Consider the following 24,373-nt stretch of genomic DNA (forward strand, 5'->3'; position numbering starts at 1 on the left):
GCCGCGGACTTGATCAGTACCCGTCTGGCGACGGGGCGTTCTGACCAGCATCAACGGGAATGTTCGCGCCGTTGATCGCCCGTGACCGGTCCGACAGAAGGAACGCGATCACCTCCGCTACATTGTCTGGGTCCACAAGTTGCCCACCTGGGAACTCCGCCGCGAACCGTGCATACTCCTCGGGATCCTCCGTCATCATCCGATGCCACCGCTTGCCCGGGATCAGCATCGAGCCGGGGCTGACGGCATTGACCCGGATTCGTTCTGGAGCAAGTTCCCGAGCCAGGCACGCGGCGAGATGGTTGAGTGCCGCCTTGGCCACGCCGTACTGGGCTTGCGGTGCCGGTTTAGCACCGGAAATGGACGACACGAGAACGATTGATCCTCCGCCGGACGCTGCCATCAGCGGCACGGCTGCCCGCACGGCGGTCACCGCGTGGCCCACATTGACGTCGTACGTCGCCAACCAATCGTCAGTTGTCGACTCCAGCAAACCTCGACCGCGAGCCCCGCCCACATTGGCAACAAGCCCATGAAGGCCGCCGAACTTCGTTGCCGCATCACGTACGAACGCGGCCAACCCGTCGTGATCAGTTACATCCAGCGCCCGTCCCAAGAGATGACCTCCTTCGCCACCGAACGCTTCTATGCTCACCCGTAGCTCTTCCTGGTCACGAGCACACAGCGCGACGGCACCATTTTTGGCGACCAAGCATCGAACGACAGCTGCCCCGAGTCCTCGGGTACCACCCGTCACCGCAGTCACCCGACCGGCCAGCCCAAGCCATCCCTCCACGTCGGTGATGATCCCAGAGCGTCGCCCGATGTCCTATCGGGCGTGTGTTGATTTCGGCTCTGGCTCACAAACACACACAACAACATTCGGCTCTGTCTCACATTCGGTGGTAACCGAGGGTAGTCGATGTCGTTGAGCTCATGTGTGCAAGATCGATGATTTTACAAAGACGGTGTTCTCGGGGCTGCTGCCCCTGGTGATCGACGCAGTCCGTCCTATCTCGTGAAGCCTCGCTGACCGGCTGGTTTGCGGACGATGTGCAGGGCGGTGGCCAGGATTCGGGTGGCCCAGTCCACGAGGCGGCCGGCGAACCCACCGTCGGCGAGAACGAACCGCACGGGTGTGGCCAGGTAGAGGCTGAGCAGGGTCGACTTCGCGCCGTCGCGGTCCTGGACGTTGGCGGCGCAGACCATGACTACCAGGAGCAGGCCCAGTGTGTCGGTGACGATAAACCGTTTCCGGCCGTTGATCTTTTTGCCGGCGTCGTAGCCGCGACTGTCCCGGGCGACGGTGTCGGCGGCTTTGACGCTCTGGGAGTCGATGATCCCCGCTGATGGTTGGGGGTTACGGCCCTGGCTGACACGTACCTGTTCGCGCAGCTGGTCGAGGATGCGTTGGGTGACGCCTTCGGTCTCCCAGCGCACGAAGTACCAGTAGACGGTCTGCCATCTAGGATTAACTCCATGGATCGTCAACTGGGAACCGCCCGACGTCGACCGGCTCGTCTCCGCACCCGGTGCGCTCATCCCACTCGACGCTGCTGGGCCGCTCGTCGGTGGCGATGAGTTGTCGTACGACCTCGAGGGCACGTACCGGGGTAATACGGGTTTCGGTGGGATGGTACTCGGTGGCCTGGCCGCCGTAGCTGAACTCGATGTCACCGTCCCACGGGCCAACACCGGGTTCTACCGCGTAGCCGCCTTCGGGATGGCCGAAGTACAGCACGAATGACCGCTCTGGATGGCCGACACCGACCTGCACGCCACCATCGGGTCTTCCGTCCCGGTAGCGAAACACGTCGACCACAACCGGCTGCCCCGCCTGGTGTAGTGGGGCGAGGACGGCGTCGACCTGTTCCGGATTGCTCAACGTGGCGTGGCCGGTGCCGAGCCAGGTGGCCTCGTACGTGGTCATTCCGCGGTTCCCTCTCCCGTACCGATGTAGGTCTTCCAGAATCTCGGTTGGCCGTCCGCTCCCACAACGTAGACCGACAACCGCGAATCTGCGGGCAGCAACGCTGGCAGGATGGTGGCGCAGCCGTACGGACCAGGACAGGGCGGCATGGAGACCACCAAAACAGCATCCTTCGGTCCGTTTGGGCGGCGCATGACAGCGGCGGCATGGCCCTCAACGTGCTCTATTGCCGACTTCAAGCGATGCCACTGGTTGGTCCTGTCATCGCGACGCAACCCGGGCGCGCCCGCCGCCGGTCCTTGTGCGCCGCTCCAGATCGGCCCGCTCCGTGTACGTCCATCGACTGTCGCGAGCACCGCAGCCGTCTTGCTGCCTCGCGGCAGCAGCTTACGGAGTTCACCTGCAATGCCGTGCACCCAATCAGGAACAGTAGACGCACTTGGGGATCCGGTGGATCGTGCCGCGACCGCCCTGCCCATCGAAGAGAGCGGGAAACCCATGTTGGTAGTCGAGTAGTCGGCAAGAGCCTCAGCCGCACGCATGATCAGAGCAGCACTCTCGTCGGCTCGCCCGGAAGCCTGGGATATTGCGGCAACAGCCTCGGACAACCCAGGTCCGACAGCTCCTTCACCAGCAGCGGCGAGCCGCCAGCGTGCCTGATCAAGCTTTCTCCGGGCCGTGTACAGGGCAGTGACCACAAGGTTCAAGTCGGTCACCTTGGCACGCACAGTCGCGGCGACTTCTGCAAGTGGGCCCATGCCACTCCATCAGCTCATCTACCTGGCGTCATAGATTTCCATTGAAATCCTCCACCTCCTCGGCGGCAACCTGCCCTCGCAAACTGGCGGGATATCTGACTGGAGATTGCCGACAAAGAGCCGGGCTCGACAAGCAACTGAGATCTCACCGGTCCGGAACGACCTCACCCGTTCTGGCCTCGCCTGCCTCAGCGCTTCCGATCAGGCGTGCGGCCTTGCCCCGGAAAGACCAGGGCGCAACTCGTTTAGGCGTGGAGGGATGTAGTGGGCGAGCCCGATCTCGTTCACGCCGAGGGTTCGACAGGGCCGGCCGCTCGATAGAGCCGTACGGCGATCACCGCCAGCAGGGCCACCTCGACCGCGACCAGGACGCGTTCCACCAGTCCCATCAGGACCCGCTCGCCAGGGAACGCCGAATAGTAGAGCCCGGCGAGGCCGAGCACGCTTGCCAGCGCCAGCATCCGGACCGACTGAAGGTTGGCCTGCCAGCGTGAATCGGAGGCCAGCCGCCGCGCCAGGAGCAGGGCGGCGATCGGTAGGCATACGAAGGCGGTGACCGAGACGTACCGGTGGATGTATCCGTCCATCGTCATCGGCACGCCGATCGGGTCGGTGGGCACGATCGCCGAGGCGCTCAGGCCGACTCCCCAGACGACCAGCAGGAACATCGGCAGCACGCCCGCCCGTACGCGAGCGGCGCGGAGCCCGAGCGGCAGCGCCAGGGAGGCCGCCCCGAGGACGAACATGGCGATGTCCATCGGGCCGCCCCGGTTGGAGACCGCGTAGTCGGAGATGGTGAGCGACCACGGATCCATTCCGGGGTCGGGTTCCAGATGGGCGACGACGGTCAGGATGGTGGCCAGAGCGACTCCGCCAATGGTGATCAGGGCGAGCATTCGTGGGTCACGGATCGGTTGCCGACATCGGGGCATCACGCTTTTCAGCCTCGCCGGGCGGCGTGATTCCGTGATCCGGCATCATCCCGGACAGCTCCCTGGTTCCCGGACCCCTACGGTCATCAGGGATGCACCTGATCATGTGCATCAGCCGACCGACAGCATGATCGACAGTCGACTATTGAGCGTCGATCCTGCCCTGCCGTTCGTCGCCGGTGTCGAAGAACGAAGTGAGGTAGCTGTCCGGGTCGAGGCTGCTGTCCCGCATCAGGGAGAAGGCTTCAGCGCCGTGCCCCGGCTCGTCGTACAGGCGGTAGCCCTGGGCGAGTCCGATGTACTCGCAGCCGTCGAACATTTCGGCGTACTTCCGCGCTTCGTCCTCGGCGAGCGCCATCGCCTGCTCGAACCCGCCCGCCCGCCAGAGCGTGATTCGTTCTTCGTACGTGGGTAGAGGTTCGCCCGCGAAGCGGAACACGCACCGTACGGAGAACCAACCGCTCTCGGGATCCTTCGTCAGAGGGCCGTCCACCAACGTATTGTCCGTCGCGCACCTCGCCGAGGTAACAACAGGGCGGCGACGGGCGCTGGGGCCTATCGCGTTGAAGCCTGGACCCGGTTCGGGGTGCCAGAGGGGCCCTCCTACCCCGCGTCGAGGGCGGCGGTGATGTCGGTGACCAGGTCGGCCGCGTCCTCGATGCCGCAGGAGAGGCGGACGAACCCGGGTGTGGTGTCGTCGCCCCACTGGGCGCGGCGGTCGGCGGTGGTGTGCAGGCCGCCGAAGGAGGTGGCGGCGAAAACCAGCCGGGCCGCCTTCAGGCAGCGTTCGACCCGCTCGGCGGTGCCGAGGTCGAAGGCAACGATGCCGGGAATGCGGCGCATCTGGGTGCTCGCCACGGCGTACGACGGGTCGTCGGCGAGACCGGGCCAGCGTACGTTGTCCACGTCGGAGCGGGCGCGCAGTGCGCGCGCGATCGCCTCGGCGTTGGCGGTGTGCCGGGCCAGCCGCAGGTCCAGGGTGGCCAGCGAGCGGTGGGCGAGCCAGGCGTCGAACGGCCCGGGGACGGAGCCGGTGGTGTCCCGCCAGGTGCCCATTGTGTCGAGCAGTTCCGGGGTGCGGCTGGCCAGGTAGCCGAGCAGCAGGTCGGAGTGACCGGTGAGGGCCTTGGTGCCGGAGGCGACGACGATGTCGGCTCCGAGGTCGAGGGGGCGTTGGCCGAGTGGCGTGGCGGTGGTGTTGTCGACGGCGAGCAGGGCGCCGGCGGCGTGGGCCTGGGTGGCGAGGGCGGCGATGTCGCAGACGTCCAGGCCGGGGTTGGCCGGGGTTTCGACCAGGACCAGGCGTACGCCGTCGAAGCTGGGGTACGGGCCGGCGGTGGGTACGTATTGGACGGTGACGCCGATGCCTGCCAGGGTGGTGGCGGCGAACTTGCGGACGCTGAAGTAGCCGTCGGCGGGCAGGATGACGGTGTCGCCGGGGCGGAGCACGGCCAGCAGGAGTGCGGTGATGGCGGCTTGTCCGCTGGCGAAGGTGAGGCAGTCGCCGCCTTCGAGTTGGCCGATGGCGGTTTCGAGGTGACGTCGGGTGGGGTTGCCGGTTCGGGCGTAGCCGTCGTAGCCGGCGGTTGCCACGTCCGGCCCGGTCCCGATGTGGTAGGGCGCGGCAAAGACCGGACTGGGCAGGAACGGCTGGCCGGGGACCGGGTCGGGCAGCCCGGCGTGGGAGCACCGGGTGCCGTCGCCATAGCCGTAGCTGTAGTCGGAACCGGAACCGGAACCGTGGCCGGAGCCCCTGCCAGTGCCAGTGCCATGGTTGGCAGCGTTGTCGACGCCGTGGGTGGACCGATCGGCCATCCGTACCTCCGAGAGGGCTATTCGGGTTTGGTGGAGCGGGCCATCAGGGCGGCCATCGCCACCCGGGGGGAGAGGCCCTCGTGGCAGACCCGTTCGACCTGTTCGGTGATGGGCATCTCGACGTCGTGTCGCCGGGCGAGGTCCCGGATCGACAGGCAGCTCTTCACCCCTTCGGCGGTCTGCTTGGTGGCGGCCTGGGCTTCTTCGAGGGTTTCGCCCCGGCCCAGGTGTTCGCCAAAGGTGCGGTTACGCGACAGCGGCGAGGAGCAGGTGGCGACGAGGTCGCCCATGCCAGCGAGGCCGGCGAAGGTGAGCGGGTCGGCACCGAGGGCGACGCCGAGCCGGGAGGTTTCGGCCAGTCCCCGGGTGATCAGGGTGGCCTTGGTGTTGTCGCCGAGGTTCATGGCGGTGGCTATGCCGCAGGCGAGGGCGATGACGTTCTTGACCGCGCCGCCCAGTTCGGCACCGATCACGTCGTCGTTGGTGTACGGCCGGAAGTAGGGGGTGCTGATCGCGGCCTGGATCAGGGTGGCCCGGTCGGTGTCGGTGCAGGCGACGACGGTGGCGGCGGGCTGCTCGTCGGCGATCTCGGCGGCGAGGTTGGGGCCGGAGACGACGGCGACCCGGTCGGTGGCCACGCCGGTGACCTCCACGATCACTTCGCTCATCCGTTTGAGGGTACCGAGTTCGATACCCTTCATCAGGGAGACGAGGGTGGAGTCGGGGGCCAGGTAGGGGACCCATTCGGCGAGGTTGCGGCGCAGGGTCTGCGACGGTACGGCGAGCACGACGATCTCCGCACCGTCGATCGCCTTGGCGGCATCGCTGGTGGCGGTGATCCGGTCGGGTAGGCGTCGACCGGGCAGGTAGTCGGGGTTGGTCCGGGTGTCGTTGATGGCGGCGGCGACCTGTTCCCGGCGGGCCCAGATGCGTACGTCGGTGCCGGCGTCGGCGAGCACCTTGGCGAAGGCCGTACCCCAGGATCCGGCGCCGAGGACGACGGCGGTGGGGCCGCTCATGCCGCGCCGCCCAGGCCCGAGGTGGCGGTGCCGCCGTCCCGACGCTGCTGGACGGTGGGCTGGCCGCTGGTGGCCGTACGGGTGGGGGGTGCCCACAGCGGTGGTGGTGTCTCGCCCCGGAGTTCGGCCAGCATGTCCCGCAGTCTCAGCATTATCTCGTCCGTCATCTCGTCCAGGGTCGTCTTGGTGGGTGCGGCGTCGGCCCACCGGCTCAGGTCGACCGGCGGCCCGGCGACGACGGTCACCGGCAGGCGGGGTCGCAAGCCTAGTTTCTTGGTGCGTGGGTCGAAAAGTTTCTCGGGCCCCCACATCACGACCGGGATCACCGGGGCTCCGGTGGTCAGGGCGAGCCGGGCCGCGCCGGTCTTGGCCCGCATCGGCCAGAGGTCGGGTTCCCGGGTGGTGGTGCCCTCCGGGTAGATGACCACGGCTCCGCCGGACTGGACGGCATCGACCAGTTTGTCCAGGGAACGGACGGCTTCAACCGATCCGCGTTCCACCGGGATCTGCCGGCACTTGTGGAGTAGCCAGCCGATGCCGGGCACCCGGAAGACGCTGGCCTTGCCGAGGTACTGCGGCCACCGGCCGGCGTCGTAGATGAAGTGTGCGGAGACGAGCGGGTCGGCGTGGGAGAGGTGGTTGGCCACGATGATGATGCCCTGGTCACCGGCCAGGTGCTCCATCCCGCGCCAGGTACGCCGGGTCCAGCCGGTCATCACCGGCTTGACCAACATCACGGCGAACCGTCGCCAGATTCCCAGCCTGCGCCGTGCCACGACCCCTCCTCGTCACGCCTTTGACCTCGCCGGTCAGTGTGCCGGCAACGCCGGTACGTATCCCGGCAGCGTTGCGGACGCCGCCGACGTCCGCAGCGAAATCATGCCTGTTCGCCCCGGGTACGGCCAGCGAGCCCCCTACCTGGTCCGGCTGGCAGGACCGCCAACGGGTCGGCTGGCTGGACCGTCAACCGGCCGGCTGGGGATTGCCAGCTGACCGGCTGGCACGATTGTCGTGTGGTGGAGCCGTCTTGGACTGTGGTGGTGCCGGTGAAGCGGCTCGACGCGGCGAAGAGTCGGCTGCGGGGCGCGCTGGACAGGGTGCCGCACGAGTCGTTGGCGCTGGCGCTGGCGCAGGACACCGTCGCTGCGGCGCTGGCCTGCCCGCTGGTCGGCGAGGTGCTGGTGGTGACCGCCGACCGTACCGCTGCGGAGTCGTTGCGGGCGTTGGGTGCCCGGATGGTGCCCGAGCCGCCGCAGGGCGGGCTGAACCCGGCGTTCGTCGTGGGGGCGGCGCGGGCGGCCGGGCGCTGGGTGGCGGCGCTCACCGCCGACCTGCCGGCGTTGCGGCCGGTGGAGCTGGCGGCGGCGCTGCGGTCCGCCGCCGACGACCCGGGGATGCGCCGGTTCGTGGCCGACGCTCCGGGCACCGGTACGACGCTGCTCACCGCCCCGCCCGGGGTGCCGCTGTCGCCCCGGTTCGGGGTGGGTTCGGCAGCCGCGCACGCCGCCTCCGGGGCGGTGGCGTTGCCGGCCGTCGGGCCGACCCTGCGCCGTGACGTGGACACCCCGGCCGACCTGGTGGCCGCCGCCGCGCTGGGGCTGGGCGGGCACACCACTGCGCTGGGGCTGGGCGGGCACACCGGCACGCTGCTGGAGCCCGCCGCCCCGGTGTACGGTGCTGACATGCAGGGCACCGTGGCAACCTTCGACCCGCAGCTACGTTCCGGCACGCTACTGCTCGACGACGGCACCCAGGTCGAGTTTCCGGCCGCCGCGTTCGACGCCTCGGGGTTGCGGCTGCTCCGCCTCGGCCAGCGGGTACGCATCGAGCACGACGACGCGGGTGGGTTGACCCGGATCACGTTGCCGACGTTCCGCTGACCGGTGCCGGCTGACCGGGTGTCGGCTGTCCTGCCGTGGACCGTCCTGCCGTCGGCTGGCCTGCCGGCGGTTAACCTGCCATCAGCTGACCTACCGGCGGTTGACCTACCGTCGGTTCACCTGCCGTCGCTGCCTGCGGATCGGTTCCTCGACCGGGAGCTGTCCTGGCTGGATTTCAACGCACGGGTGCTGGCGCTGGCCGAGGACCCGGCCACTCCCCTGCTGGAGCGAGTGAAGTTCCTGGCCATCTTCGCCAGCAACCTGGACGCGTTCTACATGGTCCGGGTGGCTCGGCTGCACCGCCAATGGCGGGCTGGGCTGCCGATGGGCAACGGAAACCGACCGCCACGTGCCCGGCTGGATCTGATCTCCGGGAAGGTCGCCGATCTGGTCACCCGGCACACCGACTGTCTCACCGAAGAGGTGCTGCCGGCGTTGGCCGCCCAGGGCGTCCACCTGCCCCGCTGGGCGGAACTGGACCCGACCGAGCACGACCGGCTGCGAGCGTACTTCCAGGAGGAGATCCTGCCGGTGCTCACGCCGCTGGTGGTGGACCCGGCGGCTCCGTTCCCGTACGTCTTCAACCGGTCGCTGCACCTGGCGGTCGTGCTCGCGGACCCAACGGTGGCGGTGGGTCCGGGGACGGGTGGCAGTAGCCCGGCGGATGGGCCGGAGCGGTTGGCCTGGGTCAGGGTGCCGCAGAACGTGCCACGGTTCGTCCGGGTCGAACGGGATGCCCCGGGATCCTGGTTCCTGCCGGTGGAGGAGCTGGTCGCGGCCCAACTGGGGCAACTCTTCCCCGGCCGGCGGGTGGTCGGGTGTCATCCGTTCCGGGTGACCCGCACCGCCGAGGTGGAGGTGGCTGAGGAGCGCGACGGGGACCTGTTGCAGGTGTTGGAACGCAGGTTGGCCCGCCGCCGCTTCGGCCCACTGGTACGCCTCGAAGTGGCCGTCCCGTTCCCCGATCGGGTGCTGAAGTTGCTGTCGCGGCTGCTGGCCGTGGACCTCCGGGACGTGTCGCGGGTGCCGGGGCGGTTGGACCTGTCGGCGTTGTGGCAGCTCTATGAGGAGGTGGACCGGCCCGACCTGAAGGAGCGACCCTTCGTGCCGGCCACCCATCCGAGGCTGGCCACCGAGGTCGAGAGGCCGGGCGACGCCGAGAGGCTGGCCGCCGAGGTCGAAGGGCCGGGCGACGTCTTCGCGGCGCTCCGCAACGGGGACATCCTCGTGCACCATCCGTACCACTCGTTCGCGACCAGCGTGCAGCGCTTCGTGACGGAGGCCGCCGCCGACCCGGACGTGTTGGCAATCAAGCTGACGCTCTACCGCACCAGCGGCGATTCGCCGATCGTGGCCGCCCTGGTGGCGGCGGCTGCCGCCGGCAGGCAGGTGGTGGTGCTGGTGGAGGTACGGGCCCGGTTCGACGAGGTGGCCAACATCGGCTGGGCCCGGATGCTGGACCGGGCCGGCTGTCAGGTCGTCTACGGGCTGGCCGGGTTGAAGACGCACGCCAAGGTCGCGCTGGTGGTACGGCGGGAGGGTGACGGGATCCGGCGCTACTGCCACGTCGGCACGGGGAACTACCATCCGAGGACCGCCCGACTGTACGAGGACCTGGGCCTGCTCACCGCCGATCCGGAGGTGGGGGCGGACGTGTCCGACCTGTTCGACGTGCTGACCGGCTGCCGCCGACAGGTCGACTATCGACGGCTGCTGGTCGCCCCGCACGGCCTACGGCGGGGGCTGGTCGAGCGAATCGACCGGGAGATTGTGTACCACCGGTCGGGGCGGCCCGGTCTGATCCAGATCAAGGTCAACTCGCTGGTCGACGAGGAGATCGTGGAGGCGCTCTACCGCGCCTCGCAGGCCGGCGTCCGCGTCGATCTGGTCGTTCGGGGCATGTGCACGCTGCGGCCGGGCATACCGGGGTTGTCGGAGAACATCCGGGTACGTTCGATCGTCGGCCGGTTCCTGGAGCACTCACGGATCTTCCGGTTCGGCAGCGGCTCGGGAAACGGGTCCGGCAGCGGCTCGGGAAACAGCTCCGGTAGCGGGCCCGGTAGCGGCTCCGGCGGCAGCGGGGAGGCGGAGTTCTGGTTCGGGTCGGCCGACCTGATGCACCGTAACCTGCACCGCCGGGTGGAGGCACTGGTCCGGGTGACCGACCCGGTCGCCCGCGCCGAACTGGACCATCTGCTGACCGCCGCGATGAGCCCGCAGGTGGCGGCGTTCGAGTTGGCCGCCGACGGCAGTTGGCACCGCCACACCGGTACGCCGGATGGTCGGTCCGTCCATCTGCACGAGCTGCTGCTGCGGCGGGCGGTGACGACACGAAATCGCCGCTCGGCAGAGATGGAACATCATGGCTACCCGGCATCGGCGACCGACATACCCTGACGAAATGGCACGTGGAAGGTGGCGGGCCACGGTTGCCGAGCGCCCGGTGATCCGGGCCGCCGGTGGGGTGGCGTGGCGGCCCGGTGACGACGGGTGCGTCGAGGTCTGCCTGGTGCATCGTCCCCGCTACGACGACTGGTCGCTGCCCAAGGGCAAACTGGATCCGGGCGAGCCGGCGCTGCTGGCCGCCGTCCGGGAGATCGCCGAGGAGGCTGATGTCCAGGCGGTGCCGCAGGTCCGTTTGGCCACCTCCCGGTACGTCAGCAACGGCCACCCCAAGATCGTCGAATACTGGTCGATGCGGGCGGTGGGAGCCGGCGGGTTCCAGCCGGACACCGAGGTCGACCAGCTCCGCTGGCTGCCGGTGGCCAAAGCGATCGAGCTGGTCAGCTATCCGCACGACGCGACGGTGCTGCGCTCCTTCGCCGAGCTGCCCCCGGTGAGCGTGACGCTGATCCTGGTCCGGCACGCCGCCGCCGGCAGCCGGGACACCTGGTCGGGGCCGGACACCGCCCGACCACTGGACGACACCGGTCGGGCGCAGGCGCACGAGTTGGCGCGACTGGTGCCGCTGATCCGCCCGGTGCGCTTGTTGTCCGCCTCGACCCGCCGATGCGTACAGACCTTCGACCCGACGGCCGACCGGCTGGACCTGTCGATCGAGGTGGACGGCGCATTCGACGAGCCGACCCCGGGGTGGGGGTCAGAGGAATGTGGCATCGCCGCCGCCGACCGGCTGGTCGAGCTAGCGATAGCCGGCAAGCCGGTGGCGGTGTGCAGTCAGGGCAGGGTGATTCCCGACGCGCTGGAACGGTTGACCAGCGCACCGGGCGACTTCGCCACTCCCCAGGGCACCGGCTGGCTGCTCGCCTTCGCCGGGGACCGGCTGCTCGCCGCCGACCACCTGTGACCCCCCTCCCTCTTCCCCTGCGCACTTTCACTGTTTGCGTGGCTATCTCGCGGCGAATAGCCACTCAAACAGTGAAAGTGCGGGGGTGGGGGGTGGGGGATAGAGCGAGGCGTGTGGGTCAGCCGACCGTGAGGGTCACCGCCACGGGAAGGTGGTCGGAGGCGGTGCTACGCGTTGTGCTGGCGTCGCTGGGGACCATGTCGGGCGAGACGAAGACGTGGTCGATCTGCTGGCGCGGTGCGTTCGCCGGGCTGGTGGGCAGCGGTCGGGCGGCGGCCAGCGCGTCGACCAGCCCGGCGTTGGTGAACTCGGCGAACGCCGGTTCCCCCGGTTCGGTGTTCATGTCCCCGGCCACCACGAGCGGCCGGCCGGCGGCGTACCCGGTGGCGAAGCGGGCCACGGCCCGGGCCTGGACCACCGGTCCGTCGTCCGGTGGCGGTTGCAGGTGGGTGGAGACGACCACCACCTCCCGACCGTCGAGGTCCAGGGTGACCGCGAGCGCCTGCGCGCCGGTCGGAGCGCCGACGCGGGGCAACGGCAGCGTTTGGCTGTGTCGGATCGGTAGGCGGGTGAGTACGGCGTCGCCCCAGACCGGGTCGGCGGCGGGGGCGAACCGGTAGGGCAGGTCGAGCCGCCGGGCGAGCAGTTCCAGGGTGTCGTGTCCGCCGTTGAGCAGCCAGCCCCGGTCGACCTCGCTGAGTACCACCACATCGGGCCGCTGCCGCGCGATGACGTCCACCAGGCCGGGCAGGTCGAAACGCCCGTCCAGTCCGAAGCCCATCCGGATGTTGTAGGCGACCAGCCGTACCGGTCCGGGGGCGTGGTCCAAGGCCGGTTCCCGGAGGTGGCCGGGAACGACGACGGCGGCGAGCAGGGTGAGTCCTGCCAACAACCGGGCGGTCAGTCTCTCGTGCGGCTGGGCGGAGAACATGGACCACCAGCTGCCCGTGACGGCCGTCGTGTCCCGGAGCGCGACCACGGCGACCAGCCCGGCCACCACGAGCGGCACCCACCAGTTGGGATAACCAAGGTCGTAAGCGGCGTAGTAGGCGATGGCGGCGACGACGAAGACGAGCATTCCGGCCAGGGCGGCGAAGCTACGCCGGGTCCCGGCCGAATCGACCGTCCCTGCCGAATCAACCGTCCCGGCCGGGTCGACGGCGCCGCCCCTCAGCGCCGGAGGGGGCATGCTCGCGATGCCCACCGCTGCCTCCACTGGGGGCGCGGTAGTTGCGGTCAGGGCGAGACAGAGCCCGGCACCGAGGGCAGCCAGTCCCATCGCGTATCCCCATAGTCGGGGCGAGCCAGCGGTGAAGACCCCCACGCCGACGATGAGCGCCAACGGTGCCATCCACCGGGCGCCCCGGTCCGGCCGTGCCAGGGCGGTCAGGACGAAGAGTGCGACGGCGAGCCCGACGAGCGTCCCCTGCGGCAGATCCGCCAGATACGCCGGTTGGGCGATCCGGGTGTTGTCGGCGAACTGGTAGGACACGGCGCTGCCGGCCAGCGCCGGCGACAGGGCCACCATGCCGGTGAGCAGCAGCGTGGGGCCGGCGAGCAGCCAGGTGCGGGAATTGCCTACCCCCGAGCCGGTACGGGTGTCAGCGGCCGTCTCCGGGGCTGGTACAGCCAACTGCGCCGCCACCAGGAGCACGGCCAGTACGGCGCTGACCAACCAGGCCAGCCGGTCACCCCGCCAGACCAGGTCGTACGTGTCCAGCGCGGTGTGCATGGCGGCACCGAGGGCCAGCCCGAGCACCAGTCCCGGACCGGGTCGTACGGTCGTGGCGGCGGTCGCCGCGAGCCACACCAGCCCGGCGAGCAGGCCGACGCTGGCCAGGTAGAGCTGGAGTTGCCCGCCGGGGGTGCTGGTCAGGGCGAGCCGTGCGGCGGCCAGTACGACCACCGCGATGCTCGCGATCGGCCGGGGACCGGTGCGCCGGACAAGTGCTGGGGTGGCCATCGGCAGTAGGAACCACAGCAGCGCGAAGGCCCCCATCAGTTCGGCCGGGGTGGACGCGGCCTGGCCGAAGATGGTGATGATGCCGGGCAACCAGATCCGCAGGATGTCCACGAGGACGAGAATTCCCAGGCAGACTGCGACAGTGGCGGGGGCGGGGCGGCGCATCGGCACTCCGGGGGCGAGGAGGACTGCGATGGAATCCTGACGTGCCGGCGATTCTCTGCCCCTGGACTGGTCGGGTCAATGGCAACGGCGTGGCGTACCCGCTCGGGCCGGAGTCGGCCCACCGGCGGTGCCGGACCGGAAACGGTGAAGGGCGCCCACCTGTCGGCGGACGCCCCCCTGGGTCAGCGCTTGGTGGGTGCTCAGCGCTTGGTTGCGGCTTTCTTGGTAGTGGTCTTCTTCGCCGGAGCCTTCTTGGCCGCCGCAGTGGTTTTCTTGGTCGCGGCGGTCTTCTTGGCGGTGGTGGTCTTCGTGGCCGCCTTCTTGGCCGGCGTGGTCTTGGCGGTGGTCACCTTCTTGGTGGTGGTCTTGGTGGCCGCCTTCGTCGGCACCGCCGTCTTGGTCGCGGCCTTCTTCGTGGCCGTCTTGGTGGCGGTGGTCTTCTTCGCCGTAGCAGCCTTGGTGGTGGTCTTGGCAGCGGTGGTCTTCTTCGCGGTCGTGGTCGCACCGGTGGTCTTCTTCGCCGTCGGCGTGGTGCTCTTGGGCGCCTTGCCGCTGGCGACCATCTCCTTGAAGCCGGCCCCCGGCCGGAAGGTCGGTACCGATGTCTTCTTGACCTTCACCGCCTCACCGGTACGTGGGTTGCGCGCTGTTCGCGGGCCCCGCACCCGCTTTTCGAACACCCCGAAACCGGTGATCGCCACGCGGTCGCCCTTGGTGACCGCGGCCTGAACCTCGTTGAGGACCGCGTCGAGCGCCGCCGTCGCCGCCTTACGATCCCCCAGGCGTACGGCGAGAGCCTCGATGAGCTCGGCCTTGTTCACGACTTCCTCCCATATGTGCAACTGGACTCAACGCGAGCCATTCTGCGCGCACGGTATGCCCTGTGCCACCGGGACACAAACATCTGCTGGAAAAAAGCCGTTGTGTCGTAACGGATTCGCCCCCGCCGGATGATCCGACGGGGGCGAAAAGCGCTCTGCGACAGGCGTACGGGCTATCTCACAACCGGCAGGAAGGGGTGCCGGAGCTGCTCGTAGGAGGTGATGGAAGCTTCATGCCGAAGGGTGAGTCCAATGTCATCCAAGCCTTCCATCAAGCGCCAACGACTGAAGTCGTCGATGGGGAACGACCAGGCCGAGACACCGGCCCGGACCTGCCGCTCGATCAGGTCGACCGTCACCGGCGTGGCGGGCTCGGCCTCGATCAGCGCCCACAATTCTTCGATGGCGCTCATTTCCAGCTCGACCGGAAGGAGTCCTTCCTTGAGTGCGTTCCCCCGGAAGATGTCACCGAAGCGGGGCGAGAGTACGGCCCGGAAGCCCCAGTCCCGTAGCGCCCAGACGGCATGCTCTCGGGACGACCCGGTGCCGAACTCCGGACCCGCCACAAGGATCGACGATCCGGAATAGGTTTGATCGTTCAACACGAATTGCGGATCCTCCCGCCACGCGCTGAAGAGTCCGTCGGCGAAGCCGGTTCTGGTGACCCGCTTGAGATACACGGCTGGAATGATCTGATCTGTATCCACATTGGATCGCCGGAGTGGGATGCCGGTGCCGGTGTGAACGGTGAACTTTTCCATTGATGTCTACCCCTCACAGATCGGCCGGGGCGGCCAGCCGACCGGCCACGGCGGTGGCGGCGGCGACCGGTGGCGAGACCAGGTGGGTACGCCCACCCCGCCCCTGCCGGCCCTCGAAGTTTCGGTTGGAGGTGGAGGCGGATCGCTGCCCCGGGGTGAGCGTGTCCGGGTTCATGCCCAGACACATGGAGCACCCGGCGAACCGCCACTCGGCGCCGGCCTCGGCGAAGACCTGGTCCAGCCCCTCGTCCTCGGCAGCGGCCCGTACGGCGGCGGAGCCGGGCACGACCAGCATCCGTACGCCGTCGGCGACCTTGTGACCGCGCAGTACGGCGGCGGCGGCCCGTAGGTCCTCCAGCCGGCCGTTGGTGCAGGAGCCGACGAAGACCACGTCCACCGGTACGTCCCGCAGCGGGGTGCCGGGGCGCAGGTCCATGTACTCCAGCGCCCGCTGGGCGGCGGTCCGCTCCGCCTCGGTGTCGAAGCTCGCCGGGTCCGGCACGGCCTCGTCCAGCGCGATGCCCTGGCCCGGGTTGGTGCCCCAGGTGACGAACGGGCTGATCTGGCTGGCGTCCAGGAAGACCTCGGTGTCGAAGGTCGCCCCCTCGTCGGTCGGCAGGCTGCGCCAGTAGTCCACCGCCGCGTCCCAGTCGGCACCCTGCGGGGCGTTGGGACGGCCCTTGAGGTAGGCGAAGGTGATCTCGTCCGGCGCGATCATGCCGGCCTTGGCCCCCCACTCGATGGACATGTTGGCGATGGTCATCCGGCCCTCCATGGAGAGCTTGCGGATCGCCTCACCCCGGTATTCCACGATGTGGCCACGCCCGCCGCCGGTGCCCACCTGGGCGATCAGCGCCAGCACCAGGTCCTTGGCGGTGACTCCCGGACGGAGTTCGCCGGTCACCGTGACCGCCATGGTCTTCGGGCGGCTCTGCGGCAGCGTCTGGGTGGCCAGGACGTGCTCGACCTCGCTGGTGCCGATGCCGAAGGCCAGCGCCCCGAAGGCACCGTGGGTGGCGGTGTGCGAGTCGCCGCAGACGATGGTCAGGCCGGGTTGGGTCAGGCCCAACTGGGGGCCGATGACGTGCACGATCCCCTGGTTGTCGTCGCCGAGCGGGTGCAGCTTGACGCCGAACTCGGCGCAGTTGCGGCGCAACGTCTCGATCTGCGTACGGGAGGTCGGGTCGGCGATCGTCAGCAGGTCGCCGCGCCGGGCCCGGAACGCCGGGTCGGCGTAGCCGGTCGGGGTGTTGTGGTCCTCGGTCGCGAGGGTCAGGTCCGGCCGGCGTACCTGACGGCCAGCCATCCGCAGGCCGTCGAAGGCCTGCGGGCTGGTGACCTCGTGCAGCAGGTGAAGGTCGATGAAGAGCAGGTCTGGTTCACCCTCGGCGGATCGCACCACATGGGCGTCCCAGACCTTCTCGGCCAGGGTCCTCGGCGATGCCGCCTTCGATGTGACTCCCACCATCTGGACATCCTAAATTCTGGGAGGTAAGTTTCGGCTTGTGGGACACAGTATGAGCGGTGTCGGCGTTCTCGACAAGGCGGTGGTCATCCTGGCCGCCTGCGTCGACGGCGCCAGCCTGGCCGAACTCGTCGAGCGCACGAAGTTGCCGCGCGCCACCGCACACCGGTTGGCGCAGGCCCTGGAGATCCATCGAATGCTGGTCCGGGACACCCAGGGACGCTGGCGACCCGGCCCCCGACTGGGCGAACTGGCCAACGCCGCACCTGACGTGCTGTTGACTGCCGCCGAGCCGTTGCTGTCCGCATTGCGGGACGCCACCGGCGAGAGCGCCCAGCTCTACCTACGTCGGGCCGACGAGCGGATCTGCGTGGCCGCCGCCGAACGGGCCAGCGGACTACGGGACACCGTCCCGGTCGGCTCGGTGCTGCCGATGACCGCCGGTTCGGCCGCCCAGGTCCTGCTCGCCTGGGAGCCGCCGGAGGCGGTGATGCCGCTCCTGCCCCGGTGCAAGTTCACCGGCCGCACCCTGGCCGAGGTACGACGCCGCGGCTGGGCACAGAGCGTCGCCGAGCGGGAGGCCGGTGTGGCAAGCGTCTCCGCTCCGATCCGGGACCGGACCGGCCGGGTCATCGCCTCGATCAGCATCTCCGGCCCGATCGAACGACTCGGCCGGCGGCCGGGTGACCGGCACGCGATGGCTGTCGTTCGAGCCGGACAGCGGCTCAGCGGCCTCTGATCCCCCTCCATTCAGCCGACCACTCCATCAGCCGTATCCCCTATCCGTATCCGGGCTCGACTGACCCCGGCCGGGTCCGTCACCACCGCAATCGGTGGTGGCCGTAATCCGGCCGGCCCGCCCGATCACCGTCTCTCCCGACGACAGCCCGCCCGATCACCGTCTCTCCCGACGACAGCCCGCCCGACCGCACGCCGCCCGACCACAGCCCGTCCCCGACCGCGTCCCCGGCACGCAGGCCGGCCGAGTAACGCAAAGGGCCGCGCCCCCGGCACACAGCCCGACCGAGTAACGCAAAGGGCCGCGCCGGGGGCGTGTTTCGCCGTAGGGTGGGTGGCAGGGGCAAGCCCCCGATGATCGGCGACAGCTGTGAAGGCCAACCGCTACAAAGGCCGACGGCGGTGAAGGCCGGCAGCTACGAAGGCCGACAGCGGTACAGATCGGCAGCGGTACAGATCGGCGGTCGAGAAGAGCAGCAGCCGAGACAGGTTGGCGTGAGTGTGGCGGGGCACAGAAAGAAGCGGCCCGCGCCACCTGAGGTGACGCGGGCCGCCAGATGTAGCCCCGACCGGATTCGAACCGGCGCTACCGCCTTGAGAGGGCGGCGTCCTAGGCCACTAGACGACGGGGCCAGGACTTGCTTTTCTTGCTTCGCCGCTCTTTCGAGCGGCGCTGCTGAACTCTATCAGAGACCAGCTACCGATGTTCTTGCGGGTCCATCGGTGGCTGGGGTACCAGGACTCGAACCTAGACTAACTGAACCAGAATCAGTTGGGCTGCCAATTACCCCATACCCCAGTGGCGCTCTCTCGAACACCGGAAAGAACTTTACCGGACCCGGCGGACGGAGACCAAATCGGGCCGGAAATACCGGCCTGACCTGGAAAAACGCGCCAACGATGGTCAGCTCAGCGGGACCACCGGATTCGACAAACTGCCGATGTTCTCGATGCGCACCGTGACGGTATCCCCATCCGCCAACGGGCTAATCCCCGCCGGAGTGCCGGTCAGGATCACGTCACCCGGCAACAAGGTCATCACGTGTGAGACGTACGACACCAGAGTCGGCACGTCGAAGACCATGTCCTTGGTCCGCCCGAGCTGCCGTACCTCCATCTCGTCCGGGTTGCGACCCACCTCACACCGGACTTCGAGGTCACTGACGTCCAGCCCGGTGGCGATCCACGGGCCGAGGGGGCAGAACGAGTCGAAGCCCTTGGCCCGGCCCCACTGCCCGTCGGTACGTTGCAGGTCCCGCGCGGTCACGTCGTTGGCACAGGTGTAGCCGAAGATGGCCTTGCTCGCCGTCTCCCGGTCGGCCCGGCGGGCACCGGGCGGGCCGATGACCACGGCCAGCTCGGCCTCGTGGTCGACCCGCTTGCTCTGCGGCGGCAGCCGGATCGCGTCCCGTGGCCCGATCACGGAGGTGGACGGCTTCAGGAAGAGCATCGGTTCGGCCGGCACCTCGGCGGCCTGCTCGGCGGCGTGTTCCACGTAGTTCCGGCCGACGCAGACGACCTTGCTGGGCAGGATGGGCGAGAGTAGCCGAACGTCGGCCAGCGCCCACCGCGCGTCGGTGAGCTTGATCTGTCCGAACGGGTGGCCCTCGATCTCGGCGATGGTCAGCGCCTCGGGACCGGCATCCGGCTCCCCCTCGACGACACCGAACGACATTCCCTTGGCATGAGCAAAACGAGCGATACGCACCCCGCCAATCTAGCCCCACCTGCCCCGATGACCCCCGGGGTACGGCGACCACCCCGCGCGGCGCGCACCATACCCGGCCCCGGCGTCCTGCTGACCGCGTTCATCTCTTCCGCCCCACGCCCCCGCACCACCGCCCTAGCGTGCGGCTTGGGAGGTCTCGTTTGTCATGCCAATGTCGAAGCGTGGACACACGGTAGCGGCGGCCCTGCTGATAACCGGGACGGTGGGCCTGTCCGCCGGCACGGCGGTTCCGGTGACCGCGGCCCCGCCGACCCGTCCGGCGGTATCCGTCGCGGTGACCCCGGACGGAGCCACCGCCCCCGCATACCGGATCGACGTACGCAACAGCGGCAACAGCACCGTGGACACCACCGTCCGGCAGGAGCTGCCGTCCGGGGCGACCCTGTCCGGGATCAGCAACGGCGGGCAGGTGGCCACACCCAATGGCCAGGATCGGGGCAGCGAGGTGACCTGGCAGCTCAACCTGCCGGCCGGAAGCAGCACCACCCTGACCACCATCCTGTCGGCACCGACGGCCGGCACGCCGGTGACCGCACCGGTCTGCGCCTACACCAGTGGCGGTGACACCCCGTACGACTGTGGCACCGCGACCTGGGACGTGGCGGCCATGGGTCGGGGCGGGCCGAGCGGACCAGCCTGGTGGCAACGGCCCGCGTTCTGGCTCGGCGCACTCGGGGTGGCAGTGGTGCTCGGCCTCGCCGGTTGGCTGGGCTACCGGGTGTACCAGCGGCGACTCGTCCTGCGCCGGGCGCAGAGCCGGCAGCGCTCGGGCGTCGCGGTGTACGACCCGAACGCCTCGCGCGGCACCCTCTATCCTCGGCCCGCCACGCCACGCGGACGCACCCGTCGTCGGCCACCCGCCTGGCTGGCGGTCGGCCTCGCCGCCGCGATCCTCGCCGGGGTGATCGCCGGGGCGGTGTGGACCGCCACCGGACAGGTGAGCGCGATCCAGGCGGACCGGGCGCCGTCCAACGGGGCCTGGGTGGGCCAGACGCAGACCGGGCAGGTCGGTACGGCCCTGCGCGAGTCGGCCTTCGAGTTCACCGTCTACCGGGTGGCCTGTCCGGCCGGCAGCGACCGCTGCCAGGCCACGGTGGGCCTGCGTAACGTCAGCCCGAAGGAACAGAGCTGGCACGGCGCGCTACAGCGGGCATACCTGCCCGATGGTGAGTGGGTCACCACCGACGAGGCGGCTACCCGGTCGGCCAACGAGGGGCGGGACCTGTTCGCCGCCCCGGTCCCGGCCGGCGGGCAACTGCTGGCACCGCTGGTGTTCAACACCGCCGGGCGTGCTGCGCCCACCCAGATCGAACTACGTAGTGCGGTCTTCTCCGCCGGCGTACGAGTCGACGTGGCATAAGGGACAACGTGGCGTAGGAGTCGACGTGGCGTAGGAGTCGGCCACCGGACGGTCGTACGCTGGTTCGGTGACCGCCGCCCTGCCCACTCGTACCGCCGTGCTCGACCCGCCGACCTGGCAGGCCCGACGACAGGCCCACGAGCAGCGGATGGCTGGCTGGCTGACCCCGCACCTGCACCGGCGGCGCAGCGGGGTCAAGCACCCGGTGGAGGACTTCCTCTTCACCTACTACTCGCACCGACCCGCGCAGCTGCGTCGGTGGCACCCGGGTGCGGGGGTGACGCTGCGGGCGGCGGATCCGGCCGAGTTCGGCCGCGACTACCTGGCCACCCCGGACGGGCTCACTCTCGACACCGAGGGGGTACGCGGCCGGCGCGCCGACTCGATCACCTGGATCCGCTCGCTGTTGGTGGCCACGGCGGACCGGCCCGCCCAGTACGGCTGTTTCGGGATGCACGAGTGGGCGATGGTCTACCGGCAGACCCAGGACGAGGTACGCCACAACGCCTGGCCGCTGCGGCTCAGCCCGGCGGAGACCGCCCGCACGGTGGAGGCGAACCGGGTCCGGTGCAGCCACTTCGACGCGTACCGGTTCTTCACCGCGCCGGCCCGGCCGCTCAACCTGCTCACTCCGACCCGTCAGACGCAGCACGAGAACGAGCAGCCCGGCTGTCTGCACGCCAACATGGATCTTTACAAGTGGGCGTACAAGCTCTCGCCGCTGGTCTGTTCGGAGCTGGTCGCCGACTGCTTCGAGCTGGCCCGGGAGATCCGCACCCTGGACATGCGGGCCAGCCCCTACGACCTGGCGGCCCTGGGCTATCCGCCGATACGGGTGGAGACCGCCTCGGGTCGGGCCGAGTACGTCGCGGCGCAGCGGGACTTCACCGATCGGGCGGGCCCGCTGCGGGCTCGCCTGGTTGACGCGATCGACGATGGCGCGTCCTCCACGGCGGCCCGCCGGTAGGCTCAAACGTTGTGACCAGCGACCTTGAGGCATCGACCGTCAAGGCGTGGCGCAACGCGATCTTCGTCGTATTCGCGCTGACCGGAATCGGCCTCTCCAGTTGGGTCTCCCGGACCCCGGCCGTCCGGGACGTGCTCGATGCCTCCACCGCCCAGATGGGCTGGATCATCTTCGGTCTGGCCGCCGGTTCCATCGCCGGCCTGACCACGTCCAGCCACGTCATCGCCCGGGTCGGCGGAAGATGGACCATTCTCGGCGCGCTGCTGCTGGCCGCCCTGGGGCTCGCCGTCGTCGGTGTCGGTGCACTGGCGGCAGCCACCGGAATCATCATCGCCGGACTGGCCCTGTTCGGTGCCGGGTACGGCCTCTGCGACGTGGCCATGAACGTCGAGGGGGCGGCCAACGAGCACGCCCTGGACCGTACGATCATGCCGCTGTTCCACGCCGCGTTCAGCGTGGGCACGATCATCGGGGCGGGACTGGGCACGCTGGCCGAGTTCAGCAAGGTACCCGTCGTCGTGCACCTCGTCGTCGTCGCCGCCGTCCTCGCCGGGACGATCCTCGCCACCGTACGCTTCATCCCGGTCGGCGCGAGCCGGCCGGAGGCCGAGGAGGCGGACGCCGCCGGCCCGGTGACCCGCCGTACCCGGCTGGCCGTCTGGCGGGAACCCCGCACCCTGCTGATCGGGGTGATCGTGCTCGGTCTGGCCTTCGCCGAGGGGTCCGCCAACGACTGGCTCGCCCTGGCCATGGTCGACGGCCACGACGTCAGCAACGCCGTCGGTTCACTCCTCTTCGGCGTCTTCGTCGCCGCGATGACGGTCGGCCGGATCGCGGGGGTCAAGCTACTGGACGCCTACGGCCGGGTGCCGGTGCTGCTCGGGTCGGCCGCCTGCGCGGTGGCCGGTCTCGTCATCGTCATCTTCGTCCCGAACACGGTCGTCGCCTCGGTCGGTGTCGTCCTGTGGGGGCTCGGCTCCGCGCTCGGCTTCCCGGTGGGACTCTCCGCCGCCGCCGACGAGCCGCGCCTGGCCGCTGCCCGGGTCAGCGTGGTGGCCACGATCGGCTATCTCGCCTTCCTGGCCGGGCCGCCCGGACTCGGTCTCCTCGGGGAGCACGTCGGCCTGCTGCACGCTTTCGTCGCCGTACTCGTCTTCGCCGCGATCGCCGGGCTCGCCTCGCCCGCCGCCCGCCCGGTCGGCACCCAGAGCCCAGCCGCCCGCTGAGCCGGACCGCGCCCGAACCGTGGCTACTGTCGCGCAGTTCACTGAACGTGACCGGAACGACGAATCAGTCGGGCTCGCCGCGACGAAGTCGCTTGGTCTCGCCCCGGCGCTTCTTCTCGGCGATCCGCCGTTCCTTGGACGCCCGGGACGGCCGGGTCGCCCGGCGTGGTGGCGGTGGGGGTGCCATCGCCTCCCGCAGCAGGGCTGCCAACCGCGCCCGAGCCGCCTCCCGGTTGGCCAACTGGGCCCGATGCTCGCTCGCGGTGACCGTGAGCGTGCCGTCGACCAACCGGCTGGCCAGCCGTTCCACCGCCCGCTGCTTCACCTTCTCCGGCAGCAGGGTGGTGCCGGCCAGGTCCCAGGACAGCTCGGCCCGCGAGTCCGTGGTGTTGACGCCCTGCCCGCCCGGTCCCGACGACCGGGAAAAGCGCCAGTTCAGCTCCCCGCCCGGAATCACCAGGCGGTCGTTGACGCGCAGTTCGTCGGCCATGGGTCGAGGTTAGTTCCGTCCCGACGAGGGCGGCTCAGCCGCCCTTGCCGATGATGGTGTCGGCAACCTGCTGGGCCTGTTCGATCGGAATGGCGAAGCCGATCCCGATCGAGCCGTTGCCGTCGATGGTGGCGATGGCCGTGTTCACCCCGACCACCTCACCCCGGGCGTTCACCAGTGGACCACCCGAGTTGCCGGGATTGATCGACGCGTCGGTCTGCACCGCCGTGTGCTGGTTGTTGCCGAGCCGGACCTGTCGGTCCACCGCGCTGACGATGCCGGCGGTGACCGTACTGGGCAGGCCCAGCGGCGAGCCGACCGCCAACACCGGCTCCCCCACTCGGGTCGCGCCGGGCTTGGCCAGCGGCAACGGGGTCAGCCCCACCGACGGCGGCACCCGCAGTACGGCGATGTCGCTACGCGTGTCGCGGCCCACCACCCGGGCGGTGACCTGCCGCCCGTCGGAGGCCTCCACCTGCACCGTCGTGCCCTTTCCTCGGGCCACGATGTGGTCGTTGGTGACGACGTGCTGTTGGTCGTCGATGGCGAAGCCGGAGCCGGTGGCGGTTCCGCCCCGACCGTCGACCCGGATCGAGACGACTCCGGGCACCACCTGGGCGGCGGTGCCCACAAGGTCGGCTGGAACCGACGCCTGAGCGGCCGCCGGCTCCCCCCGGCCCGTACCGGCGACATAACCGCCAGCCGCCGCCCCCGAGGCGGTGGAGAGCGCGACCACGGCCAGCGCCGCCAGCAGGCGTCGCCGCCGCCGTACGGTGGAGTCCGGGGGCGCCTGCCCATCCGGTACGACGGGGAGCCCGCCCCCGCCCGTATTGAGGTTGGGTGAGACGAACCACGGACCGCGGGGCTCACCCAATCCGGTCTGTACTGCCATCCGGCACTCCTCCTCGCCTCACAGTCGCGCTACTTCACCGCTTCACCACTCCACCGTTGCGTTGCTTGACCGCTTCACCGCTCCACCACTTCACCGTTGTGTTGCTGAACTGAGTTCCCGCTCTGCCGCTGGACTCACCTACGGTTGGCATGACC

23 protein-coding genes and 2 tRNA genes are annotated in these 24,373 nt (G+C 69.6%); 7 read left to right on the forward strand and 18 right to left on the reverse strand.

All coding sequences use genetic code 11. The features are described 5' to 3' along the window. Positions 1 to 13: 13 nt before the first annotated feature. From FHR38_RS06345 to FHR38_RS06385, 9 genes are all read right to left on the reverse strand, one after another. The gene (locus tag FHR38_RS06345) at positions 14 to 796 is read right to left on the reverse strand and encodes an SDR family NAD(P)-dependent oxidoreductase (protein ID WP_312881896.1); all 783 of its coding nucleotides are present in this window, start codon (positions 794 to 796) and stop codon (positions 14 to 16) included. A 215-nt stretch (positions 797 to 1,011) separates the two neighbouring features. Then, positions 1,012 to 1,440 (reverse strand): transposase, encoded by a 429-nt coding sequence (locus FHR38_RS31980; RefSeq protein WP_184533640.1) that lies wholly within the window; start codon positions 1,438 to 1,440, stop codon positions 1,012 to 1,014. Between the two features lie 31 nt (positions 1,441 to 1,471). Further along, positions 1,472 to 1,930 carry an Imm1 family immunity protein gene (locus FHR38_RS06355; RefSeq protein WP_184533642.1) on the reverse strand — a complete coding sequence of 153 codons (459 nt, stop codon included), beginning with the start codon at positions 1,928 to 1,930 and terminating at the stop codon, positions 1,472 to 1,474. Beyond that, a complete protein-coding gene (locus FHR38_RS33505) occupies positions 1,927 to 2,688 on the reverse strand; it encodes a DddA-like double-stranded DNA deaminase toxin (RefSeq protein WP_184533644.1) in 762 nt (253 codons plus the stop codon). The genes FHR38_RS06355 and FHR38_RS33505 overlap by 4 nt, the downstream gene beginning before the upstream one ends. Before the next feature lie 284 nt (positions 2,689 to 2,972). Next, a complete protein-coding gene (locus FHR38_RS06365; RefSeq protein WP_246446977.1) occupies positions 2,973 to 3,620 on the reverse strand; it encodes a DUF998 domain-containing protein in 648 nt (215 codons plus the stop codon). A 142-nt stretch (positions 3,621 to 3,762) separates the two neighbouring features. Then, the gene (locus tag FHR38_RS06370) at positions 3,763 to 4,113 is read right to left on the reverse strand and encodes a DUF4288 domain-containing protein (RefSeq protein WP_221448926.1); all 351 of its coding nucleotides are present in this window, start codon (positions 4,111 to 4,113) and stop codon (positions 3,763 to 3,765) included. Positions 4,114 to 4,223: 110 nt separating this feature from the next. Next, a complete protein-coding gene (locus FHR38_RS06375) occupies positions 4,224 to 5,435 on the reverse strand; it encodes a cystathionine gamma-lyase (RefSeq protein ID WP_184533650.1) in 1,212 nt (403 codons plus the stop codon). 17 nt (positions 5,436 to 5,452) lie between these two features. After that, positions 5,453 to 6,454, reverse strand: a complete 1,002-nt coding sequence (locus FHR38_RS06380) for an NAD(P)H-dependent glycerol-3-phosphate dehydrogenase (RefSeq protein WP_184533652.1) — start codon at positions 6,452 to 6,454, stop codon at positions 5,453 to 5,455. Beyond that, positions 6,451 to 7,230 (reverse strand): lysophospholipid acyltransferase family protein, encoded by a 780-nt coding sequence (locus FHR38_RS06385; protein ID WP_184533654.1) that lies wholly within the window; start codon positions 7,228 to 7,230, stop codon positions 6,451 to 6,453. Before FHR38_RS06385 ends, FHR38_RS06380 begins: the two co-directional genes overlap by 4 nt. 237 nt (positions 7,231 to 7,467) lie before the next feature. On the opposite strand from FHR38_RS06385, the gene cofC reads away from it, so the two are divergent. The 3 genes from cofC to FHR38_RS06400 are packed head-to-tail and all read left to right on the forward strand — an operon-like array spanning position 7,468 to position 11,641. Continuing rightward, positions 7,468 to 8,334 carry a 2-phospho-L-lactate guanylyltransferase gene (gene cofC, locus FHR38_RS33720; protein ID WP_446685668.1) on the forward strand — a complete coding sequence of 289 codons (867 nt, stop codon included), beginning with the start codon at positions 7,468 to 7,470 and terminating at the stop codon, positions 8,332 to 8,334. A gap of 45 nt (positions 8,335 to 8,379) precedes the next feature. Continuing rightward, positions 8,380 to 10,731, forward strand: coding sequence for an RNA degradosome polyphosphate kinase (locus tag FHR38_RS06395; protein ID WP_376771468.1), 2,352 nt, complete (start codon positions 8,380 to 8,382; stop codon positions 10,729 to 10,731). Between the two features lie 4 nt (positions 10,732 to 10,735). Continuing rightward, the gene (locus FHR38_RS06400) at positions 10,736 to 11,641 is read left to right on the forward strand and encodes an NUDIX hydrolase (RefSeq protein ID WP_184533657.1); all 906 of its coding nucleotides are present in this window, start codon (positions 10,736 to 10,738) and stop codon (positions 11,639 to 11,641) included. A gap of 118 nt (positions 11,642 to 11,759) precedes the next feature. On the opposite strand, the gene FHR38_RS06405 is transcribed toward FHR38_RS06400, so the two are convergent. The 4 genes from FHR38_RS06405 to leuC all read right to left on the reverse strand — a co-directional run bounded on the left by FHR38_RS06405 (position 11,760) and on the right by leuC (position 16,819). Then, entirely contained in the window at positions 11,760 to 13,769 is a 2,010-nt protein-coding gene (locus FHR38_RS06405; RefSeq protein WP_184533658.1) for an endonuclease/exonuclease/phosphatase family protein, read from the reverse strand. A gap of 200 nt (positions 13,770 to 13,969) precedes the next feature. After that, positions 13,970 to 14,590: an HU family DNA-binding protein gene (locus tag FHR38_RS06410; RefSeq protein ID WP_184533659.1), complete on the reverse strand. Its 621-nt coding sequence runs from the start codon at positions 14,588 to 14,590 to the stop codon at positions 13,970 to 13,972. Between the two features lie 173 nt (positions 14,591 to 14,763). Further along, complete coding sequence (gene leuD / locus FHR38_RS06415) at positions 14,764 to 15,351, reverse strand: 3-isopropylmalate dehydratase small subunit (RefSeq protein ID WP_184533660.1); 588 nt, start codon at positions 15,349 to 15,351, stop codon at positions 14,764 to 14,766. 13 nt (positions 15,352 to 15,364) lie between these two features. Beyond that, positions 15,365 to 16,819 carry a 3-isopropylmalate dehydratase large subunit gene (leuC, locus tag FHR38_RS06420; protein WP_184533661.1) on the reverse strand — a complete coding sequence of 485 codons (1,455 nt, stop codon included), beginning with the start codon at positions 16,817 to 16,819 and terminating at the stop codon, positions 15,365 to 15,367. Between the two features lie 49 nt (positions 16,820 to 16,868). Here leuC and FHR38_RS06425 point away from each other — a divergent pair, with 49 nt between their 5' ends. Further along, the gene (locus tag FHR38_RS06425) at positions 16,869 to 17,555 is read left to right on the forward strand and encodes an IclR family transcriptional regulator (RefSeq protein ID WP_184533662.1); all 687 of its coding nucleotides are present in this window, start codon (positions 16,869 to 16,871) and stop codon (positions 17,553 to 17,555) included. Between the two features lie 559 nt (positions 17,556 to 18,114). Here the strand turns inward: FHR38_RS06425 and FHR38_RS06430 are convergent. From FHR38_RS06430 to FHR38_RS06440, 3 genes are all read right to left on the reverse strand, one after another. Next, positions 18,115 to 18,187: transfer RNA gene (locus tag FHR38_RS06430), tRNA-Glu, on the reverse strand. A gap of 91 nt (positions 18,188 to 18,278) precedes the next feature. Beyond that, positions 18,279 to 18,353 (reverse strand) — tRNA-Gln (locus FHR38_RS06435). Positions 18,354 to 18,458: 105 nt separating this feature from the next. Continuing rightward, complete coding sequence (locus FHR38_RS06440) at positions 18,459 to 19,262, reverse strand: fumarylacetoacetate hydrolase family protein (protein WP_184533664.1); 804 nt, start codon at positions 19,260 to 19,262, stop codon at positions 18,459 to 18,461. Positions 19,263 to 19,428: 166 nt separating this feature from the next. Here FHR38_RS06440 and FHR38_RS06445 point away from each other — a divergent pair, with 166 nt between their 5' ends. The 3 genes from FHR38_RS06445 to FHR38_RS06455 all read left to right on the forward strand — a co-directional run bounded on the left by FHR38_RS06445 (position 19,429) and on the right by FHR38_RS06455 (position 22,836). Further along, positions 19,429 to 20,643, forward strand: a complete 1,215-nt coding sequence (locus FHR38_RS06445; protein WP_184533666.1) for a hypothetical protein — start codon at positions 19,429 to 19,431, stop codon at positions 20,641 to 20,643. A gap of 67 nt (positions 20,644 to 20,710) precedes the next feature. Then, positions 20,711 to 21,610 carry a 3-methyladenine DNA glycosylase gene (locus FHR38_RS06450; RefSeq protein ID WP_184533668.1) on the forward strand — a complete coding sequence of 300 codons (900 nt, stop codon included), beginning with the start codon at positions 20,711 to 20,713 and terminating at the stop codon, positions 21,608 to 21,610. Positions 21,611 to 21,621: 11 nt separating this feature from the next. Next, positions 21,622 to 22,836: an MFS transporter gene (locus tag FHR38_RS06455; RefSeq protein WP_184533670.1), complete on the forward strand. Its 1,215-nt coding sequence runs from the start codon at positions 21,622 to 21,624 to the stop codon at positions 22,834 to 22,836. A gap of 64 nt (positions 22,837 to 22,900) precedes the next feature. On the opposite strand, the gene arfB is transcribed toward FHR38_RS06455, so the two are convergent. Then, positions 22,901 to 23,326, reverse strand: a complete 426-nt coding sequence (gene arfB / locus FHR38_RS06460) for an alternative ribosome rescue aminoacyl-tRNA hydrolase ArfB (RefSeq protein ID WP_184533671.1) — start codon at positions 23,324 to 23,326, stop codon at positions 22,901 to 22,903. Positions 23,327 to 23,360: 34 nt separating this feature from the next. Continuing rightward, entirely contained in the window at positions 23,361 to 24,218 is an 858-nt protein-coding gene (locus FHR38_RS06465; protein WP_184533672.1) for a S1C family serine protease, read from the reverse strand. Positions 24,219 to 24,373: the final 155 nt, after the last annotated feature.

The sequence above is a fragment of the Micromonospora polyrhachis genome (genome assembly GCF_014203835.1).
GTDB lineage: Bacteria > Actinomycetota > Actinomycetes > Mycobacteriales > Micromonosporaceae > Micromonospora_H > Micromonospora_H polyrhachis.

What these genes read in the sequence shown, in the direction of transcription:
- arfB (WP_184533671.1), bottom strand. Translation starts at nt 23,326, where the DNA reads ATGGCCGACGAACTGCGCGTCAACGACCGCCTGGTGATTCCGGGCGGG.
- FHR38_RS06380 (WP_184533652.1), bottom strand. Translation starts at nt 6,454, where the DNA reads ATGAGCGGCCCCACCGCCGTCGTCCTCGGCGCCGGATCCTGGGGTACG.
- leuC (WP_184533661.1), bottom strand. Translation starts at nt 16,819, where the DNA reads ATGGTGGGAGTCACATCGAAGGCGGCATCGCCGAGGACCCTGGCCGAG.
- leuD (WP_184533660.1), bottom strand. Translation starts at nt 15,351, where the DNA reads ATGGAAAAGTTCACCGTTCACACCGGCACCGGCATCCCACTCCGGCGA.
- FHR38_RS06355 (WP_184533642.1), bottom strand. Translation starts at nt 1,930, where the DNA reads ATGACCACGTACGAGGCCACCTGGCTCGGCACCGGCCACGCCACGTTG.
- FHR38_RS06365 (WP_246446977.1), bottom strand. Translation starts at nt 3,620, where the DNA reads ATGCCCCGATGTCGGCAACCGATCCGTGACCCACGAATGCTCGCCCTG.
- FHR38_RS06405 (WP_184533658.1), bottom strand. Translation starts at nt 13,769, where the DNA reads ATGCGCCGCCCCGCCCCCGCCACTGTCGCAGTCTGCCTGGGAATTCTC.
- FHR38_RS06465 (WP_184533672.1), bottom strand. Translation starts at nt 24,218, where the DNA reads ATGGCAGTACAGACCGGATTGGGTGAGCCCCGCGGTCCGTGGTTCGTC.
- FHR38_RS06445 (WP_184533666.1), top strand. Translation starts at nt 19,429, where the DNA reads ATGCCAATGTCGAAGCGTGGACACACGGTAGCGGCGGCCCTGCTGATA.
- FHR38_RS06425 (WP_184533662.1), top strand. Translation starts at nt 16,869, where the DNA reads ATGAGCGGTGTCGGCGTTCTCGACAAGGCGGTGGTCATCCTGGCCGCC.
- FHR38_RS33505 (WP_184533644.1), bottom strand. Translation starts at nt 2,688, where the DNA reads ATGGGCCCACTTGCAGAAGTCGCCGCGACTGTGCGTGCCAAGGTGACC.
- FHR38_RS06400 (WP_184533657.1), top strand. Translation starts at nt 10,736, where the DNA reads ATGGCACGTGGAAGGTGGCGGGCCACGGTTGCCGAGCGCCCGGTGATC.
- FHR38_RS06375 (WP_184533650.1), bottom strand. Translation starts at nt 5,435, where the DNA reads ATGGCCGATCGGTCCACCCACGGCGTCGACAACGCTGCCAACCATGGC.